We start from the raw sequence: 18,337 nt of genomic DNA on the forward strand, positions 1-18,337 counted from the left end.
TGCTCTAGTACAGCGCGTTGGCGAGGTTTCGACGGCCGGCGATGACCTCAGGGTCGGCGGGATCGAAGAGTTCGAACAACTCGATCAGCCGGGTTCGGACCCGAGTGCGCTCATCGCCAGAAGTGCTGCGCACCAACGCCGTCAATCGCTCGAATGCCGCTGTCACGTCCTGGTTGAGGATCTGCACATCGGCGGCCGCGAAGGCCGCCTCGATGTTGCCCGGCGCGCCGTCCGCGACGGTCACCGCATCCGGACGTTGTGCGGTTGCGCGCGTGAGGAAGTCGATCTGGCGGATCGCGCCCTTGGCCTCGACGCTGTCCGGATTGGTGTCCAGCAACGCCTGGTAGGACTGTTTGGCCGCCTCGAAATCACCGGCTTCCAGCTGCTGGCGCGCCAGGGCCAGGGCCGGGTCGACCTCGGCGTCGTCCTCGGAACCGGTTGCGCCCTTGAGCTTTCCGGCCGTCGCCGACAGCAGTTGGTCCAGCCAGCGGCGCAACTGATCGGCGGGCTGCGAACCCTGGAAGCTGGACAGCGGCTGGCCGGCCGCCAGGGCCACGACGGTGGGAACGGCTTCCACACCGAAGATCTGGGCCACCCGTGGCGCCACATCGACGTTGACCGTCGCCAGCGCCCATTTGCCGCCGTCCTGGGCGGCCAGACCGGACAGCGTGTCGACCAGCTCGACGCATGCCTCGCTGCGCGGCGACCACAAAGCGACCACCACGGGCACCTCGTCGGAGCGGATCAGCACCTCGGCTTCGAAATTGGCCTCGTTGACCTCGGTGGTCCCCGGCCCCGCAGGCGTCGGCCGGCCCGCGGCACCGGCGGCTGACGGGGTCTGCTGAGCACGTTGCTTCAGACCGGACAGGTCGACCGCACCGGCAAGCGCGGGCCCGATCGATGATCTCGGACGCGTCACGCCGTCAAGTCTGTCATGCGCGCCGACCATCAATCCACCCGGTTGCGCAGGGGCTCCCGCACGGGCGGATTCGACCGAAAACCGGCCCCGCCAAGGCACCTGGTCGTCTCATGAGAGCAACATCACAACGCGCACCGCAGCCGGTCTTCCAGCAACGCTGACCGCTGGTCAGTCCGGGGTTAGCCGGCCCGCAGAATCAGTGCGTCGCCCTGGCCCCCGGCGCCGCACAGCGCCGCGACGCCGTAACCCGAACCGCGCCGCGCCAGCTCCAAGGCGACATGCAGCGTGATCCGGGCGCCTGACATGCCGATCGGATGTCCCACCGCGATCGCACCGCCGTTGACGTTGACGATCTCGGGGTCGATCCCGAGTTCGCGTGTTGATGCCAGTGCCACCGCCGAGAACGCCTCGTTGATCTCCACCACATCGAGCTGGTCAACCGTGATGCCCTCGCGGCCGAGTGCCTTTTTGATCGCATTGGCGGGCTGGGACTGCAGCGTCGAATCGGGCCCTGCCACGACTCCGTGAGCGCCGATCTCCGCCAGCCACGACAGGCCCATCTCCTGCGCCTTGTCCTTGCTCATCACCACGACCGCCGCGGCCCCGTCCGAGATCTGCGACGCCGAGCCGGCGGTGATGGTGCCGTCGCTGCGGAAGGCCGGTTTCAGGCCGGCCAACGACTCGGCCGTGGTGTTTGCCCGGATGCCCTCGTCCTCGGCGAACTGCAACGGATCGCCTTTGCGCTGCGGGATGTTCACCGGCACCACCTCGTCGGTGAAGACGCCGTCCTTCCACGCCGCGGCGGCTTTTTGATGCGACCGCGCAGCGAACTCGTCCTGCTCGGCGCGGGTGAACTTGTCGACGTCGTTGCGCTGCTCGGTCAGCGCGCCCATCGGCTGGTCGGTGAACACGTCGTGCAAGCCGTCGTAGGCCATGTGGTCGAGCACGGTCACGTCGCCGTACTTGTAGCCCGCGCGGCTGTCCATCAGCAGGTGTGGGGCCTTGGTCATGGACTCCTGGCCACCGGCCACCACGACGTCGAACTCCCCGGCCCGGATCAGCTGATCGGCCAGCGCAATGGCGTCGATTCCGGACAGGCACATCTTGTTGATGCTCAGTGCCGGGACGTCCCAGCCGATGCCGGCGGCCACCGCGGCCTGACGGGCGGGCATCTGGCCCGCGCCTGCGGTCAGCACCTGGCCCATGATCACGTACTGCACCGCGGAGGCGGGCACATTGGCCTTCTCCAGCGCACCGGCGATCGCGATCGCACCCAAATCGCTGGCCGAGAAATCCTTCAGCGAACCCATCAACTTGCCGATCGGGGTCCGTGCTCCAGCAACGATCACCGATGTCGTCATAACTACCTCCTAGCGACGCATGGACGGCCCATTCGGCCTCCCGGAGAAGCGCAATCTTTGCCGCCAGGTTACCGTTATGTGATGACGACCGATCAAGTTGACGCCCGTCAGATCCTGGCCACCTCATTGGTGACTGCGATCGATCACGTCGGCATCGCAGTCGACGACCTGGATGCGGCCATCGCCTGGTACCACGACACCCTCGGCATGGTGTTGGTGCACGAGGAAGTCAACGAGGACCAGGGAATCCGCGAAGCCATGATCGCCGTCCAGGACGGCGAACCCGGCACGGCGCAGATCCAGTTGATGGCCCCGATCGACGAGTCCTCGACGATCGCCAAATTCCTGGACAAGCGCGGCCCGGGCATCCAGCAGATGGCGGTGCGAGTCAGCGATTTGGACGCGCTCTGCGAACACCTGCAGTCCCAGGGCGTCCGACTGGTCTACGAGGCCCCACGTCGCGGCACAGCGAACTCGCGGATCAACTTCATCCACCCCAAGGACGCCGGCGGCGTCTTGATGGAGTTGGTCGAGCCGGCTTCCTAGCCGCTCTCTAGCCGCCCTGTCGTTTCACGACCATTTTCTGGTTGGGCCGCGGTTTGCTCTGTTCGTCCAGCACGGCGTGTGCCAGTGCCGACGCTCGTCCACCCCGCCCAGTGGTGAGTCCGTCGGCCATACCACCAGATGTGCTGTGCCGGAGCGGATTTCGTGATCGCAGCCGGGGCATCGGTAGGTCTTGAGTGCACGCGCGGCGGCAATCGGACGTACCTCGTAGTCGTCACCGCCGGGCCCGATTTCCACTCGCCGCAGCGCCGGCGACAGCGAAGGCAGCTGTTGCCGGCGGGGCGGGGTGCGGCGCCGAGCCATACCGACCAGTCTAATCGGGCAAGTCAGAACAGCCGGTACTCGTCGCTGTCCATTCCGCGCATCTTGTCGTAATCCAGTGTAAGACAACGTATTCCGCGGTCGGTGGCTAAAGTTCGGGCCTGAGGCTTAATCTGCTGCGCCGCGAACACGCCCTGGACCGGAGCCAGCACGGTATCGCGATTCAGCAGTTCGAGGTAGCGGGTGAGCTGCTCCACGCCGTCGATCTCGCCGCGCCGTTTGATCTCCACGGCCACCGAGCCACCGTGGGCGTCCCGGCACAACAGATCGACGGGGCCGATCGCCGTCATGTATTCGCGGCGCACCAACGTATATCCCTCACCCAGCAGCTGGACGTGTTCGGCGAGCAGCGCCTGCAGATGCGCCTCGACACCATCCTTGACCAGCCCGGGGTCGACGCCCAGATCGTGGCTGGAGTCGTGCTCGACCTCCTCGACGGTAATGCGCAGCTGTTCGCCCGTCTTGTTCTGCACCACCCACACCGGCGTCTCGCCGACGACCTCTTCGGTCAACCAGCACGGCGGACTCATCCAATTCAGCGGCTTGTAGGCGCGGTCGTCGGCGTGCACGCTGACCGACCCATCGGCCTTGAAGAGCAACAACCGACGCGCCGACGGCAGATGCGCCGTGAGCCGGCCAACGTAGTCGACGGTGCACTGGGCGATCACTAGACGCACCCGACTCACCTTAGAGCGTCGTTGACGAATTAGGCTGACGCCACCATGTCGGCGAACAAGAGCATGGCGCAACGCTTGGGACGGGTGCTCGAAAGGGTCACCCGTCAGAGCGGCCGGTTACAGGAGACGCCCGCCTACGGTTCGTTGCTGCTCGGACGGGTGAGCGAGAGCCAGGCCCGCCGGCGGGTGCGCATTCAGCTCATCCTGACCATCTTCATCCTGATCACGAATCTGATCGGGATCGGCGTGGCTGTGCTGCTTTTGGGCGTCGCGTTGCCGTCGCCCAGCATCTTCACGGACGCGCCGGCGTGGATCACCTGGGCCGTCGCACCCGGATACGTCGCCGTCGCGCTGGCGCTCGGCACCTTCTGGATCACCCACCGGACGACGGCCGCCCTGCGGTGGGCGATCGAGGAGCGCGCGCCCACCCTCGACGACGAACGCAACACCTTCCTGGCCCCGTTCTGGCTGGCGATCGGGGTGTTGGTGTTGTGGGGCGTCGGGACCGCGTTGCTGACCACGCTCTACGGGCTGGCCAATAAGCTGTTCATCCCGATCGTGGGCTTCTCGGTGAGCTTCTGCGGCATCTTGGTGGCCACCGCGTGCTATTTGTTCACCGAGTTCGCCTTGCGACCGGTGGCCGCCCAAGCGCTGGAGGCCGGCCGCGTACCGCAGCGGCTGGCGCCGGGCATCATGGGCCGCACACTGACGGTCTGGCTGCTCAGTTCCGGCGTGCCGGTGCTCGGCATCGCGCTGATCGCGTTCTTCGCGCTGGTGCTGCACAATCTGACCGAGACCCAACTCAGCGTCGCGGTGCTGATCGTCGCGATCGCGACGCTGATCTTCGGCTTCATCCTGATGTGGATCCTGTCCTGGCTGACGGCGACACCGGTGCGGGTGGTGCGCGCGGCCCTCAAGCGAGTGGAGCAGGGCGATCTGCGGGGCGACCTGGTGGTGTTCGACGGCACCGAACTCGGCGAGTTGCAACGCGGTTTCAACGCGATGGTCGACGGCCTGCGCGAGCGCGAGCGAGTACGTGATCTCTTCGGCCGGCACGTCGGTCGAGAAGTCGCCCTGGCCGCCGAGCGCGACAGACCGAAACTCGGCGGCGAAGAGCGCCACGTCGCGGTCGTGTTCATCGACATCGTCGGCTCCACGCAATTGGTGACCAGTCAGCGCCCGACCGAGGTCGTCAATGTGCTCAACCGCTTCTTCGCGATCGTCGTCGAGGAAGTCGACCGGCACCACGGATTGGTCAACAAGTTCGAAGGCGACGCATCGCTGGCCATCTTTGGCGCCCCGAATCACCTCGACTGTCCCGAGGACGAGGCGCTGGCCGCGGCACGCGCGATCTGCAATCGGCTGGCGCACGAAATGAGTGAGCTCGAGGCCGGGATCGGCGTCGCGGCCGGCCAGGTCGTCGCGGGCAACGTCGGCGCCAAGGAACGCTTCGAATACACCGTGATCGGCGAACCGGTCAACGAGGCGGCCCGGCTGTGCGAGCTGGCCAAGTCACACCCGGGTCGACTGTTGGCGACCGCGGACACCGTCCGGGGTGCGAGCGAAAGCGAAGGTGCCCGTTGGTGTTTGGGTGAGACTGTGACACTGCGTGGACACGATCACCCCACCCGGCTGGCCTCGCCCGAACGCGGCGAATAGCGGGGTCGTTCAGTGGACACCCTCGTCAATGTGCTTCGCTTGCTTCGGCTTCCGGCGCCCTACGAGGCCGACACGGCACGCACCGCGTACGCACCGCAAGCGTTCGGACTGGTGCTGCGCCATGAATGGTTCGTCGATCCGGGCACCGTGCGCGGCAATGTCTTCGACCGCTAGGACAGACTGCGGATCCGCACGGGCACCGTGGCCCTGACCAACGACGTCACCAGTAGCAGGGCAAGGATCAGCAGCGTTCCCACAAACCAGACGGTGGACCGCCAGCTGCCCACGCTGTAGACCAGCCCGCCCGCCGCCCCGGCCACCGACCCGCCCAGGTAGTAGCTGAACAGGTACAGCGCGGACGCCTCGGCGCGATCGCGGCGTGCCACGGACCCCACCCAGCCGCTGGCCACCGCGTGCGCGGCGAAGAACCCGCCGGTGAACACGCCGGTCCCGACGACGACCACCGGCAGCGCGTTCGGCAGTGTCATCAGCAGCCCCGCCGCGGTGATTGGCAGGGCGCATCCCAGCACGAGCAAGCGCCCCCGGCGGTCGGCGAGCCGTCCCGCCACGACCGACGTCCAGGTGCCCACCAGGTACAGCAGGAACAGCAGGCCCACCACCGACGGCTGCAACCCGAACGGCGCGGCGGCAAGCCGGTAGCCGAGGTAGTTGTACACGGTGACGAATCCGCCCATCAGCGTGAACGCCAGGACAAAAAGCTTCAGCAACAACGGGTTTCGCAGATGCGTCAGCAGACTCTGGGTGGTCGCGCGGATGCTCACCGGCTTCGGGGCGAAGAACTGGGACTTCGGCACCAGCAGGGCGAATATTATCGTCGCGGCCAACGTCATCACCGAACACACCAATAGCGCGACCCGCCAGCTGCTGACCTCGAGCACCAGCGCCGGGATGATCCGTCCCGCGCAGCCACCAATCGTCGTCCCGGCGATGTAGCGCCCCATCGCCGATCCCAGCGACGACGCGTGCACCTCCTCGGCGAGAAACGCCATCGCGACCGCCGGAATCCCGGCGAGCGCGACGCCTTGGGCCGCCCGCCCGACCAGCAGCACACCGAGCGTGGGGCTGAACGGCAGCAGCAAGCCGATCACGCTGGAGGCGACCCCCGAGACCAGCATCACGGTGATTCGCCCATAGCGTTCCGAGAGCACGCTGGCCGGAACGATGGACACGGCCAGCATTCCGGTGGTGAGCGAGACCGTCAGCGCCGACGTGGCCGGGGAGATCCGGTAGTACGCCGACAACGCGGGAAGCAGCGCCTGTGTGCAGTACATGGCGGCGAAACTGGCCAGCCCGGCACCGACCAGCGCCGCAGTGATACGCCGGTATCCGCGGCTGCCGGCTTGGTGCGCACTGGGGGTCGCGGTGAGTTGGGGCATAGACCTGATAGTCCGCCGTGACCCGGCTCAACGGAAATGAATTATTTCCCACATTATGATGCAGATGCGACATAAGTAAAGGCGGCGGTCATGGCCGATGGCGACTACGAGTGGTTCCTCACACTTGCCGAGCTGCAACACGTCACGGCGGCGGCCCAACAACTGCATATCGCGCAGCCGACGTTGACGCGGATGCTGGCGCGCCTGGAACGCCGGCTCGGGGTGGCGCTGTTCGACCGCCACGGCCGCCGACTCTCGCTGAGCACCTACGGCCGCATCTTCTACGAGCACGCGCGACGGGCGCAGTTGGAGCTCGATTCGGCCCGGCGCGAAATCGAGGACCTGAGCAACCCCGCGGCCGGTGAGATCCGGCTCGGCTTCTTGAGTTCGTTCGGCTCGATCGTCGTGCCGCGGTTGATCGCCGGGTTCACCAAGGTGTCGCCGCGTGTGACGTTCACGCTCGAGGAGGGCGCGGCCGAGTCGATCAGTGATCGCGTGTTGGAGGGCTTGATCGACGTTGCGGTGGTATCGCCTCGACCACAGAAGCCAAGCTTGGCCTGGCGCAGCCTGTTGCGTCAGCGCCTCGGCATCGCGGTGCCCCGCGACCATCGGCTCTCGGGCGCGACGGCCGTGTCGATGACGGATCTCGCCGACGAGCCTTTCATCACCATGCATCCGGGATTCGGCATGCGACAGCTACTCGATGAGCTTTGTGCCGCAGCACAATTCCAGCCACGCATCGTCCTGGAGTCGGCGAACCTGACCACCAACGCCGGGCTGGTGGCCGCGGGCCTGGGCATCAGCCTGACACCGATCGACGGCAGCGAGCATGCGCCAGGTGTCTGCGTGCTGCACCTGGCTGACGCGGACGGTTACCGCGACATCGGGATGATCTGGGACTCGTCGCGGCCGTTGTCGCGCGCCGCGCGGGACTTCATCGCATCCGCCGCGAGGGCTTAGCCGCCGGGTCGCCAGAGCTCGACCGTGCTGCGCGCGCCGCCGGGCAGCTCGAGAATCTCGATGGGCGTGTCATCGGGGTCGTGGACGAAGAACATCCGCACCCCACCGATGTCGACGATCGGCTCGGTGCGCACCTCGGGGTGCTGGCGCCGCACGGCCGCGTACGTGGCGTCGAGATCGGCGACGCGAAAGGAGATGTTGGTATAGCCACGGTGCGGGCCGGCCGGGCTGGCCGGTACATCGCCGAGAAACAGCAGTTCGACCATCGCTGCACCGATCAGTCCGCCGACCATGCGGCCTTTCTGGGCCGTGCCGCCGGTCACGGCGTCGAGGCCGCCGCCCTCGAGTTCGACATCGAAGACGACGTCGATGCCCAGCACCGCGGTGTAGAACGCCAGTGACCTGTCCATGTCGGAGACGCCGATGCAGACATGGGAGAAGTTCTCAACGGCAATGGGCCTCGGCTCGGTCATGGCAGACTCCTCGGGGCATCGGCAGTTCACAGCGTGCACGTCCGCCCACCATCATGTCGCTTTTCCGCCAGTCTTGTCGGCCCTCTGGTGTAACTGTGGAGGCGTGCACGACGATTTCGAACGCTGTTACCGCGCGGTCCAGTCCAAGGACGCCCGGTTCGACGGCTGGTTCGTCACCGCGGTGCTCACCACCCGCATCTACTGCCGGCCCAGCTGCCCGGTACGTCCGCCGTTGGCCCGCAATGTGCGCTTCTATCCGGCGGCGGCGGCCGCGCAGCGGGCGGGTTTCCGCGCGTGCAAACGATGCCGTCCCGACGCCTCGCCGGGGTCGCCCGAATGGAATGTGCGCGGCGACGTCGTGGCGCGGGCCATGCGGCTCATCGCCGACGGAACGGTGGACCGCGACGGGGTGGGCGGTCTAGCCGCCCACCTCGGGTACACGCCCCGGCAGCTGGAGCGGCTGTTGCAGGCCGAGGTCGGCGCCGGTCCGCTCGCGCTGGCGCGCGCGCAACGAAGCCAGACCGCCCGGCTACTGATCGAGACGACCGACCTGCCGTTCTGCGACGTCGCGTTCGCCGCCGGCTTTTCCAGCATCCGCCAGTTCAACGACACCGTGCGCCTGGTGTTCGAGAGCACACCGACCGGCCTGCGCACGCGCGCGGCGTCCCGGTCGGGGGCTTCGAAAGCCGGAGTGACTTCGCCTGGGACAGTGTGCCTTCGGCTGCCGGTGCGCACTCCCTTCGCCTACGCGGGCGTCTTCGGACATCTGGCCGCGGGCGCCGTACCCGGTTGCGAGGAAGTGCGCGACGGCGCCTACCGGCGCAGCCTTCGGCTGCCGGCCGGCAACGCCGTGGTCGCGCTGACGCCGGCCGTCGATCACGTCCGCTGCCTGCTCGCCCTCGATGACTTTCGCGATCTCACGACCGCGATCGCCCGCTGTCGGCGCCTGCTCGACCTCGACGCGGATCCGGAAGCGATCGTGGACACGTTGAGTCGCGACCCGCTGCTGGCCCCAGTCGTGGCCAAGGCGCCGGGACAACGCATTCCGCGCGCGGTCGACGAGGCGGAACTCGCGGTGCGTGCGGTGCTCGGTCAGCAGGTCTCCACCAAGGCCGCACGCACCCACGTCGGCCGATTGGTCAGGGCGTACGGGCCGCACGTCCACGACCCCGAAGGCACACTCACGCATGCCTTCCCGTCGATCGAGCAGCTCGCCGAGATCGATCCCGTCCATCTGGCGGTGCCCAAGTCGCGGCAACGGACGATGACCGGGTTGGTCGCCGGTCTCCTCGATGGCAGCGTGGTCCTGGACGCCGGCAGCGATTGGGACAGCGCGCGCACTCAGCTGCTGGCACTGCCGGGGGTGGGCCCATGGACCGCCGAAGTGATAGCGATGCGCGGTCTCGGCGACCCGGACGCGTTTCCCGCCAGCGACCTTGGGCTTCAACTCGCCGCCAAACAGCTGGGCTTGCCGACGAATCAACGCAAACTCATTGAGCACAGCGCACATTGGCGCCCGTGGCGCTCGTACGCCACCCAGCATTTGTGGACCACGCTCGAGCACCCGGTGAACCGATGGCCGCCACAGGAGGTCGCATGATCCAGTACCGCACCATCGACAGCCCGATCGGGCTGCTGACCCTGGCCGGCCACGGCACGGTGCTGACCAATCTGCGGATGGTCGACCAGACCTACGAACCGAGTCGCGCCGACTGGTCGCCCAATCCGGGAGCGTTCGGCGCGGCCGTCGAACAATTAGTGGCGTACTTCACCGGCGAGCTCACGACTTTTGACATTGAACTCGACCTGCGGGGCACCGAATTTCAGCGACGGGTCTGGAAGGCGCTGATGACGATTCCATATGGACAGACTCGTTCATATGGAGAAATCGCCGAACGGATCGGCGCCCCCGGTGCCGCGCGTGCGGTCGGACTGGCCAATGGCCACAATCCGGTCGCGATTGTCGTGCCATGCCATCGCGTCATCGGCGCCAATGGCAGCCTGACCGGTTTCGGCGGCGGACTCGGCCGCAAACGCGCATTGCTCGAATTGGAAAATCTGCGATGCAATTTAACGTTATTCGATTGAAAGAGAACGCAAAAATGCCCCCTTTGCAGGGGGCATTTTTGTGTGTGTTCGGCGGTGTCCGACTTTTCCACCCGATAGGGCAGTATCATTGGCGCTGACAGGCTTAGCTTCCGGGTTCGGAATGGGACCGGGCGTTTCCCTGTCGCTGTGGCCGCCGTAACTCTATTTATTTTTCATTCAAGTGTTCTGGTGGGGGGTGTGGTATCGAGGTTTTCGCGGCAAATGCCGCAGAAAAAATAGTGGTTGCGATTGTGTTGGTAAGTTTTCGGCCGGTTAGTGCCAGTTCCCTGCACTCATTGCTGAGCTTCTAGGTCTGGCCTATCAATCCCGTGGTCTGCGGGGGGCCTTATCCCTCTAAAAGGGTGAGAAACCTGATCTTGGAGAAGGTTTCCCGCTTAGATGCTTTCAGCGGTTATCCTGTCCGAACGTAGCTATCCAGCAGTGCCTCTGGTGAGACAACTGGTGCACTAGAGGTTCGTCCGTCCCGGTCCTCTCGTACTAGGGACAGGTTTCCTCAAGTTTCTGACGCGCGCGGCGGATAGAGACCGAACTGTCTCACGACGTTCTAAACCCAGCTCGCGTGCCGCTTTAATGGGCGAACAGCCCAACCCTTGGGACCTGCTCCAGCCCCAGGATGCGACGAGCCGACATCGAGGTGCCAAACCATCCCGTCGATATGGACTCTTGGGGAAGATCAGCCTGTTATCCCCGGGGTACCTTTTATCCGTTGAGCGACACCCCTTCCACTCGGGGGTGCCGGATCACTAGTCCCGACTTTCGTCCCTGCTTGACGTGTAGGTCTCGCAGTCAAGCTCCCTTGTGCACTTACACTCAACACCTGATTGCCGTCCAGGTTGAGGGAACCTTTGGGCGCCTCCGTTACATTTTAGGAGGCAACCGCCCCAGTTAAACTACCCGCCAGGCACTGTCCCTGAACCCGATTAGGGTTCGAAGTTAGGTGTCCAATACGGTCAGAGTGGTATTTCAACAACGACTCCGCTCTAACTGGCGTTAGAGTTTCACAGTCTCCCACCTATCCTACACAAACAGTACCGAACACCAATACCAAGTTGTAGTGAAGGTCCCGGGGTCTTTTCGTCCTGCCGCGCGTAACGAGCATCTTTACTCGTAGTGCAATTTCGCCGAGTCTATGGTTGAGACAGTTGGGAAGTCGTTACGCCATTCGTGCAGGTCGGAACTTACCCGACAAGGAATTTCGCTACCTTAGGATGGTTATAGTTACCACCGCCGTTTACTGGGGCTTAAATTCTCCGCTTCACCTTACGATTAACGGGTCCTCTTAACCTTCCAGCACCGGGCAGGCGTCAGTCCGTATACATCGTCTTGCGACTTCGCACGGACCTGTGTTTTTAGTAAACAGTCGCTTCCCACTGGTTTCTGCGGCCGGTTCCCGCTCCCAGCGCAAGGCCGTTCACGGTAAGCCGGCCCCCCTTCTCCCGAAGTTACGGGGGCATTTTGCCGAGTTCCTTAACCATAGTTATCTCGTACGCCTTGGTATTCTCTACCTGACCACCTGTGTTGGTTTGGGGTACGGGCCATGTATGCGCTCGCTAGAGGCTTTTCTTGGCAGCTGAGGATGACCGAATTCGCCTCAATCGGCTATGCATCACCTCTCAGGAATATGAACGACGGATTTGCCTATCGTTCTCCCTACAGGCTTGCCCCAGTATTACCACTGACTGGTACGGCTACCTTCCTGCGTCACCCCATCGCTTGACTACTACCCACCCGGGTCCCACGCAGCCGGCGGTCTTCGCACCCCGAAGGGATTGATAGACCACCATTTGGGTGGTTAGCAGAATGGATTCGTCAGGGACGCTCATACACGGGTACGGGAATATCAACCCGTTGTCCATCGACTACGCCTGTCGGCCTCGCCTTAGGTCCCGACTCACCCTGGGCGGACTGGCCTGGCCCAGGAACCCTTGGTCTTTCGGCGGGCAAGGTTCTCACTTGCCTAATCGCTACTCATGCCTGCATTCTCACTCCCCCAAACTCCACCATCGGTTACCCGACAGCTTCTCTGCATGGGGGACGCTCCCCTACCCAACCTTGCGGTTGCCGCGGCTTCGGCGGTGTGCTTGAGCCCCGCTACATTATCGGCGCACAATCACTTGACCAGTGAGCTATTACGCACTCTTTCAAGGGTGGCTGCTTCTAAGCCAACCTCCTGGTTGTCTCTGCGACTGCACATCCTTTTCCACTTAGCACACGCTTAGGGGCCTTAGCCGGCGATCTGGGCTGTTTCCCTCTCGACGTACGGAGCTTATCCCCCGCCGTCTCACTGCCACGCTATACACCACGGCATTCGGAGTTTGGCTGACGTCAGTAACCTAGTAGGGCCCATCGGCCATCCAGTAGCTCTACCTCCGTGGTGAAACACGTAACGCTGCACCTAAATGCATTTCGGGGAGAACCAGCTATCACGGAGTTTGATTGGCCTTTCACCCCTACCCACAGCTCATCCCCTCAGTCTTCAACCTAAGTGGGTTCGGGCCTCCACGCGGTCTTACCCGCGCTTCACCCTGGCCATGGGTAGATCACTCCGCTTCGGGTCCAGAACATGCCACTCAAGCGCCCTATTCAGACTCGCTTTCGCTGCGGCTACCCCACACGGGTTAACCTTGCGACATGTCCCTGACTCGCAGGCTCATTCTTCAAAAGGCACGCCATCACTCCACAAGGAAGCTCTGACGGATTGTAGGCACACGGTTTCAGGTACTATTTCACTCCCCTCCCGGGGTACTTTTCACCATTCCCTCACGGTACTAATCCGCTATCGGTCATCGAGAAGTATTTAGGCTTACCGAGTGGTCTCGGCAGATTCACAGCAGATTTCACGGGCCCGCTGCTACTCGGGAGTTGATACAAGGCAGGTGCCGGGTTTTCGCGTACCGGGCTCTCACCGTCTGCGGCAGACCATCCCAGGCCACTTCCGCTAACCACGACACTTTCTGACTGCCCCCCAGCTAGGTAGAGCTGAGAAATATCAATCCCACAACCCCGCACACACAACCCCTACCCGGTTACACATGCATGCGGTTTAGCCTGTTCCGCTTTCGCTCGCCACTACTCGCGGAATCACTTTTGTTTTCTTCTCCTACGGGTACTGAGATGTTTCACTTCCCCGCGTTACCTCCCGCACCCTATATATTCAGATACGGGTAACACGACATAACTCGTGCTGGGTTTCCCCATTCGGAAATCCTCGGATCAACGCTCGGTTGACAGCTCCCCGAGGCATATCGCAGCCTCCCACGTCCTTCATCGGCTCTCGATGCCAAGGCATCCACCATGTGCCCTTAAACACTTACGAACACAAAAACCAAAAGAAAAATTACACATTTTTGACGAATACGCAGCCCTAAGGCAACGCATCCGTCTAGATGCTCGCAACCACTATTCAATGCTCAAACACCACACCCCACCACCAAGATGGAGGGACACCACATCGACCAAAGCCGGCCGAGTGTTGTCTCAGGGCCCAATAGTGTGTCTGGCGATTGCCTGCTGTTGTGCACCCGGCTCCCGTCCACTACAGACGAGAACCCCTCACGGCTCACACTCCACCAATTGGAGTGTTTCTCGTGGTGCTCCTTAGAAAGGAGGTGATCCAGCCGCACCTTCCGGTACGGCTACCTTGTTACGACTTCGTCCCAATCGCCGATCCCACCTTCGACAGCTCCCTCCAAAAGGTTAGGCCACTGGCTTCGGGTGTTACCGACTTTCATGACGTGACGGGCGGTGTGTACAAGGCCCGGGAACGTATTCACCGCAGCGTTGCTGATCTGCGATTACTAGCGACTCCGACTTCACGGGGTCGAGTTGCAGACCCCGATCCGAACTGAGACCGGCTTTAAAAGGATTCGCTTAACCTTACGGCATCGCAGCCCTTTGTACCGGCCATTGTAGCATGTGTGAAGCCCTGGACATAAGGGGCATGATGACTTGACGTCATCCCCACCTTCCTCCGAGTTGACCCCGGCAGTCTCTCACGAGTCCCCGCCATTACGCGCTGGCAACATGAGACAAGGGTTGCGCTCGTTGCGGGACTTAACCCAACATCTCACGACACGAGCTGACGACAGCCATGCACCACCTGCACACAGGCCACAAGGGAACCGACATCTCTGCCGGCGTCCTGTGCATGTCAAACCCAGGTAAGGTTCTTCGCGTTGCATCGAATTAATCCACATGCTCCGCCGCTTGTGCGGGCCCCCGTCAATTCCTTTGAGTTTTAGCCTTGCGGCCGTACTCCCCAGGCGGGGTACTTAATGCGTTAGCTACGGCACGGATTCCAAGGAAGGAAACCCACACCTAGTACCCACCGTTTACGGCGTGGACTACCAGGGTATCTAATCCTGTTCGCTCCCCACGCTTTCGCTCCTCAGCGTCAGTTACTGCCCAGAGACCCGCCTTCGCCACCGGTGTTCCTCCTGATATCTGCGCATTCCACCGCTACACCAGGAATTCCAGTCTCCCCTGCAGTACTCCAGTCTGCCCGTATCGCCCGCACGCCGAGGGTTAAGCCCCCGGTTTTCACGAACAACGCGACAAACCACCTACGAGCTCTTTACGCCCAGTAATTCCGGACAACGCTCGCACCCTACGTATTACCGCGGCTGCTGGCACGTAGTTGGCCGGTGCTTCTTCTGCAGGTACCGTCACTTGCGCTTCGTCCCTGCTGAAAGAGGTTTACAACCCGAAGGCCGTCATCCCCCACGCGGCGTCGCTGCATCAGGCTTGCGCCCATTGTGCAATATTCCCCACTGCTGCCTCCCGTAGGAGTCTGGGCCGTATCTCAGTCCCAGTGTGGCCGGACACCCTCTCAGGCCGGCTACCCGTCGTCGCCTTGGTAGGCCGTCACCCCACCAACAAGCTGATAGGCCGCGGGCCCATCCCACACCGCAAAAGCTTTCCACCAAAAGGCATGCGCCAAAAGGTCCTATCCGGTATTAGACCCAGTTTCCCAGGCTTATCCCGAAGTGCAGGGCAGATTACCCACGTGTTACTCACCCGTTCGCCACTCGAGTACCTCCGAAGAGGCCTTTCCGTTCGACTTGCATGTGTTAAGCACGCCGCCAGCGTTCGTCCTGAGCCAGGATCAAACTCTCCAAACAAAAACTCCTCGACAAGCGAGGTGAATTTCGAATCAGAGAAAATCTGACCTAACAAAAAGACGCCATATAACTGGCATCAAAATAAACGACCACATCCCTATCACACGGGGAGTGTTTTGGGAGTGGTCAAAAAACAACAACAAACAAAAACACCAAACACACTATTGAGTTCTCAAACAACACTTTTCTTGCTTTTCTCGCCCGCTTCGGGGCAACCCTGCCAGCTTAATACAGATCCGGCAGAGGCGTCAACCCCCAATTTCTTGCGATCGTGGTGATCGCTGCGAGGGCAGCCGTGCCAGGTTAGTACCAATCCGGCGAGGGAGTCAAGCCCCGGTCTCGGTCTCCTTCGAGTGGTGACCGCGCCTGTGGGGCACTGACTTTGGTTACTGTACCCGCTCGATCTCCGCTCCCAAAATCGCCAGGTTTTCGACGAACAACGGGTAGCCGCGATCGATGTGAAAGACGTCGTGGACCTCGGTGTCACCGTCGGCGACGAGGCCGGCCAATACCAGGCCGGCACCTGCGCGAATATCCGAACACCAGACCGGTGCGCTGGAAAGTTGCGGCAGGCCCCGGACCACGGCGTGGTGGCCGTCGGTGCGCGCGTCGGCGCCCAGCCGGATCATTTCTTCGACGAATCGGAAGCGCGCCTCGAACACGTTCTCCGTGATCATCGAGGTGCCATCGGCGATCGATGCCAGCGCGATCGCCATCGGTTGCAGATCCGTCGGGAAACCGGGAAACGGCAACGTCGCAACGTTCATCGCCTTCGGACGCTCGTACTGCGTCACGCGAAAACTGTTGTCTGTCTGCGTGACGGTGGCACCCGCGTCATGCAGTTTGTGCAGCACCACCTGAAGGTGCGCCGGATCGATACCGCTGACCGTGATGTCGCCGCGGGTGATCGCGGCGGCGATCCCCCAGGTGGCGGCCACGATCCGGTCCCCGATCACCCGGTGCTCGGTGGGATACAGCCGGTCGACGCCGGTGATTGTCATCGTCGGCGAACCCGCACCCTCGATCCGTGCGCCCATCTGGTTGAGCATCGTGCAGAGATCGACGACGTCGGGTTCGCGCGCGGCGTTGTGGATCGTGGTGACACCTTCGGCGACCACGGCGGCCATCAAGATGTTCTCGGTGGCCCCCACCGAGGGGAATTCCAGTTGAATCTCCGCGCCGCGCAACGTATCTGCGTGAGCGACCACACACCCATGCTCGATATTGCACGTCGCACCCAGTTGCCGCAGGCCCGCCTGATGCATGTCCAGCGGACGCGAGCCGATCGCGTCGCCGCCCGGGAGCGCCACCCTGGCGCGCTTGCACCGGCCGACCAGTGGCCCGAGCACGCAGACCGAGGCGCGGAACTGTCGCACGGCCGCGAAGTCGGCGTCGTACTTGGGTTCGTCGGGTGAGGTGATGCGCGCGACGTCGCCGTCGAGTTCGACGGTGGCGCCCAGGCCGCGCAGCACCTCGGCCATCAGCGGGACATCGAGAATGTCGGGGCAATTGGTGATCGTGCTGGTGCCCTCGGCCAGCAGGGTCGCGGCCATCAGCTTGAGCACGCTGTTCTTGGCGCCCCCTACTGCGACTTCGCCTGACAACCGATTACCGCCGGTTACCACGAATCGCTCAGCCACCCGCGTCAGTCTAGTGAAGGGGTATCGGCTTGTCAGTCAGCTAACTCACTTCGCCGAGTACGGTTTGATCATGGCAGTACATCTGACCCGCATCTATACCCGGACCGGCGACGACGGAACCACGGGATTGAGCGACTTCTCCCGCGTCTCGAAAAACGACCCCCGCCTGGTCGCATACGCCGACTGCGACGAGGCCAATTCCGCGATCGGCGCCGCGATCGCGCTGGGCCGGCCAGATTCCGAAGTCGCCGCCGTATTGCGGCAGATCCAAAACGATTTGTTCGACGCCGGTGCGGACCTGTCGACCCCGGTGGTGGAAAACCCGAAATACCCTCCGCTGCGCGTCGCCCAGTCCTACATCGACCGGCTCGAAGGATGGTGTGACAAATACAACGAGTCGCTGCCGGCGCTGAATTCCTTTGTGCTTCCCGGAGGTTCGCCGTTGTCAGCACTGTTGCACGTCGCCCGCACCGTGGTGCGTCGCGCCGAGCGATCGGCCTGGGCCGCAGTCGACTCCGCACCCGGCGAAGTCAACGTGCTGCCGGCGAAATACCTGAATCGGTTGTCGGATCTGCTCTTCATCCTGTCCAGGGCCGCCAACGTGGATGGCGATGTGCTCTGGAAACCAGGAGGGAAGCCAGGCGGTGGCGCCTGAACAAGTTGAGCTGCCGGGCTTTTCGTCAGACGCTGCGACGGCGTGCGCGCGGTGACGGACGAGACTCCAGCCACGACAAGAACGCGGTCAACGCGCCCTGATCGAGCGCCAGTTCGTAGGCCGACCTGCGCTCCTGGGTGGTATCGCGCAGCTCTAGCACCACGATCTCGTCGGTCATGATGTCGAATTCATCGCCGCGCGGCGCGCGCCGGGCGACGATCTCGACGCCCCGGCGGGACACCCGCCGATCCGGCCACAGGCGCAGGCTGGATAGCCGATAGAAAGCGGCTTCGCCGCCGCGGTAACGGATCACGCCGTGCCGCCAGCCATGACCTCCCACCGCCGGAATGTCGCGCATGATCCCGGCCGTCCCGCCCTGCCGCAGCTTCCACAGCCGGTAGCTCAGGGCCAGAACGGCCGCCCCCAGCACGACGACGAGCACGACCATGCCAATCATGGGCGCGCTCATCGCCTCGTCCTGT

Annotated in this window: 15 protein-coding genes and 3 rRNA genes; 7 read left to right on the forward strand and 11 right to left on the reverse strand. The window is 63.4% G+C overall.

The window, feature by feature from the left end; genetic code table 11:
- Positions 1 to 4: 4 nt before the first annotated feature.
- Positions 5 to 919 (reverse strand): thioredoxin family protein, encoded by a 915-nt coding sequence (locus AC5Y5O_RS16130; RefSeq protein WP_096289548.1) that lies wholly within the window; start codon positions 917 to 919, stop codon positions 5 to 7.
- A gap of 179 nt (positions 920 to 1,098) precedes the next feature.
- The gene (locus tag AC5Y5O_RS16135; RefSeq protein WP_096289549.1) at positions 1,099 to 2,280 is read right to left on the reverse strand and encodes an acetyl-CoA C-acetyltransferase; all 1,182 of its coding nucleotides are present in this window, start codon (positions 2,278 to 2,280) and stop codon (positions 1,099 to 1,101) included.
- A 78-nt stretch (positions 2,281 to 2,358) separates the two neighbouring features.
- Between AC5Y5O_RS16135 and mce the strand changes: the two genes are divergently transcribed.
- Entirely contained in the window at positions 2,359 to 2,826 is a 468-nt protein-coding gene (mce, locus tag AC5Y5O_RS16140) for a methylmalonyl-CoA epimerase (protein ID WP_096289550.1), read from the forward strand.
- Positions 2,827 to 2,850: 24 nt separating this feature from the next.
- On the opposite strand, the gene AC5Y5O_RS16145 is transcribed toward mce, so the two are convergent.
- Both AC5Y5O_RS16145 and nucS read right to left on the reverse strand, forming a co-directional pair.
- Complete coding sequence (locus AC5Y5O_RS16145; protein WP_096289551.1) at positions 2,851 to 3,147, reverse strand: Rv1322 family protein; 297 nt, start codon at positions 3,145 to 3,147, stop codon at positions 2,851 to 2,853.
- Between the two features lie 23 nt (positions 3,148 to 3,170).
- Entirely contained in the window at positions 3,171 to 3,842 is a 672-nt protein-coding gene (gene nucS, locus AC5Y5O_RS16150) for an endonuclease NucS (protein ID WP_096289552.1), read from the reverse strand.
- A 45-nt stretch (positions 3,843 to 3,887) separates the two neighbouring features.
- Between nucS and AC5Y5O_RS16155 the strand changes: the two genes are divergently transcribed.
- Both AC5Y5O_RS16155 and AC5Y5O_RS16160 read left to right on the forward strand, forming a co-directional pair.
- Positions 3,888 to 5,501 (forward strand): adenylate/guanylate cyclase domain-containing protein, encoded by a 1,614-nt coding sequence (locus tag AC5Y5O_RS16155; protein WP_096289553.1) that lies wholly within the window; start codon positions 3,888 to 3,890, stop codon positions 5,499 to 5,501.
- Between the two features lie 30 nt (positions 5,502 to 5,531).
- Positions 5,532 to 5,675, forward strand: coding sequence for a hypothetical protein (locus AC5Y5O_RS16160; protein ID WP_165796444.1), 144 nt, complete (start codon positions 5,532 to 5,534; stop codon positions 5,673 to 5,675).
- Here the strand turns inward: AC5Y5O_RS16160 and AC5Y5O_RS16165 are convergent.
- Complete coding sequence (locus AC5Y5O_RS16165) at positions 5,672 to 6,898, reverse strand: MFS transporter (RefSeq protein WP_500025716.1); 1,227 nt, start codon at positions 6,896 to 6,898, stop codon at positions 5,672 to 5,674. The genes AC5Y5O_RS16160 and AC5Y5O_RS16165 overlap by 4 nt on opposite strands.
- 90 nt (positions 6,899 to 6,988) lie before the next feature.
- Here AC5Y5O_RS16165 and AC5Y5O_RS16170 point away from each other — a divergent pair, with 90 nt between their 5' ends.
- On the forward strand, positions 6,989 to 7,858 hold the full coding sequence (locus tag AC5Y5O_RS16170; protein ID WP_096289555.1) for a LysR family transcriptional regulator: 870 nt from the start codon (positions 6,989 to 6,991) through the stop codon (positions 7,856 to 7,858).
- Here AC5Y5O_RS16170 and AC5Y5O_RS16175 read toward each other — a convergent pair.
- Positions 7,855 to 8,331 (reverse strand): VOC family protein, encoded by a 477-nt coding sequence (locus tag AC5Y5O_RS16175; RefSeq protein WP_500025719.1) that lies wholly within the window; start codon positions 8,329 to 8,331, stop codon positions 7,855 to 7,857. The genes AC5Y5O_RS16170 and AC5Y5O_RS16175 overlap by 4 nt on opposite strands.
- A 103-nt stretch (positions 8,332 to 8,434) precedes the next feature.
- On the opposite strand from AC5Y5O_RS16175, the gene AC5Y5O_RS16180 reads away from it, so the two are divergent.
- Together AC5Y5O_RS16180 and AC5Y5O_RS16185 are read left to right on the forward strand one after the other, a co-directional pair.
- Positions 8,435 to 9,931: an AlkA N-terminal domain-containing protein gene (locus AC5Y5O_RS16180; RefSeq protein ID WP_500025722.1), complete on the forward strand. Its 1,497-nt coding sequence runs from the start codon at positions 8,435 to 8,437 to the stop codon at positions 9,929 to 9,931.
- Positions 9,928 to 10,419 carry a methylated-DNA--[protein]-cysteine S-methyltransferase gene (locus tag AC5Y5O_RS16185; RefSeq protein WP_500025725.1) on the forward strand — a complete coding sequence of 164 codons (492 nt, stop codon included), beginning with the start codon at positions 9,928 to 9,930 and terminating at the stop codon, positions 10,417 to 10,419. Before AC5Y5O_RS16180 ends, AC5Y5O_RS16185 begins: the two co-directional genes overlap by 4 nt.
- A gap of 46 nt (positions 10,420 to 10,465) precedes the next feature.
- Here AC5Y5O_RS16185 and rrf read toward each other — a convergent pair.
- The 4 genes from rrf to murA form a co-directional block, all read right to left on the reverse strand.
- Positions 10,466 to 10,578, reverse strand: a 5S ribosomal RNA gene (gene rrf, locus AC5Y5O_RS16190).
- Positions 10,579 to 10,672: 94 nt separating this feature from the next.
- Positions 10,673 to 13,756 (reverse strand): 23S ribosomal RNA (locus AC5Y5O_RS16195).
- Positions 13,757 to 14,041: 285 nt separating this feature from the next.
- Positions 14,042 to 15,560 (reverse strand): 16S ribosomal RNA (locus tag AC5Y5O_RS16200).
- Together the 16S, 23S and 5S rRNA genes form the textbook arrangement of a ribosomal RNA operon.
- Positions 15,561 to 15,946: 386 nt before the next feature.
- Positions 15,947 to 17,200 (reverse strand): UDP-N-acetylglucosamine 1-carboxyvinyltransferase, encoded by a 1,254-nt coding sequence (gene murA / locus AC5Y5O_RS16205; RefSeq protein ID WP_096289558.1) that lies wholly within the window; start codon positions 17,198 to 17,200, stop codon positions 15,947 to 15,949.
- Between the two features lie 70 nt (positions 17,201 to 17,270).
- Between murA and AC5Y5O_RS16210 the strand changes: the two genes are divergently transcribed.
- On the forward strand, positions 17,271 to 17,855 hold the full coding sequence (locus AC5Y5O_RS16210; protein ID WP_096291290.1) for a cob(I)yrinic acid a,c-diamide adenosyltransferase: 585 nt from the start codon (positions 17,271 to 17,273) through the stop codon (positions 17,853 to 17,855).
- A 25-nt stretch (positions 17,856 to 17,880) separates the two neighbouring features.
- Here the strand turns inward: AC5Y5O_RS16210 and AC5Y5O_RS16215 are convergent, their stop codons facing one another.
- The gene (locus AC5Y5O_RS16215) at positions 17,881 to 18,324 is read right to left on the reverse strand and encodes a DUF2550 domain-containing protein (RefSeq protein WP_096289559.1); all 444 of its coding nucleotides are present in this window, start codon (positions 18,322 to 18,324) and stop codon (positions 17,881 to 17,883) included.
- Positions 18,325 to 18,337 lie beyond the last annotated feature (13 nt).

This window comes from Mycobacterium sp. NGS40 (genome assembly GCF_059812735.1).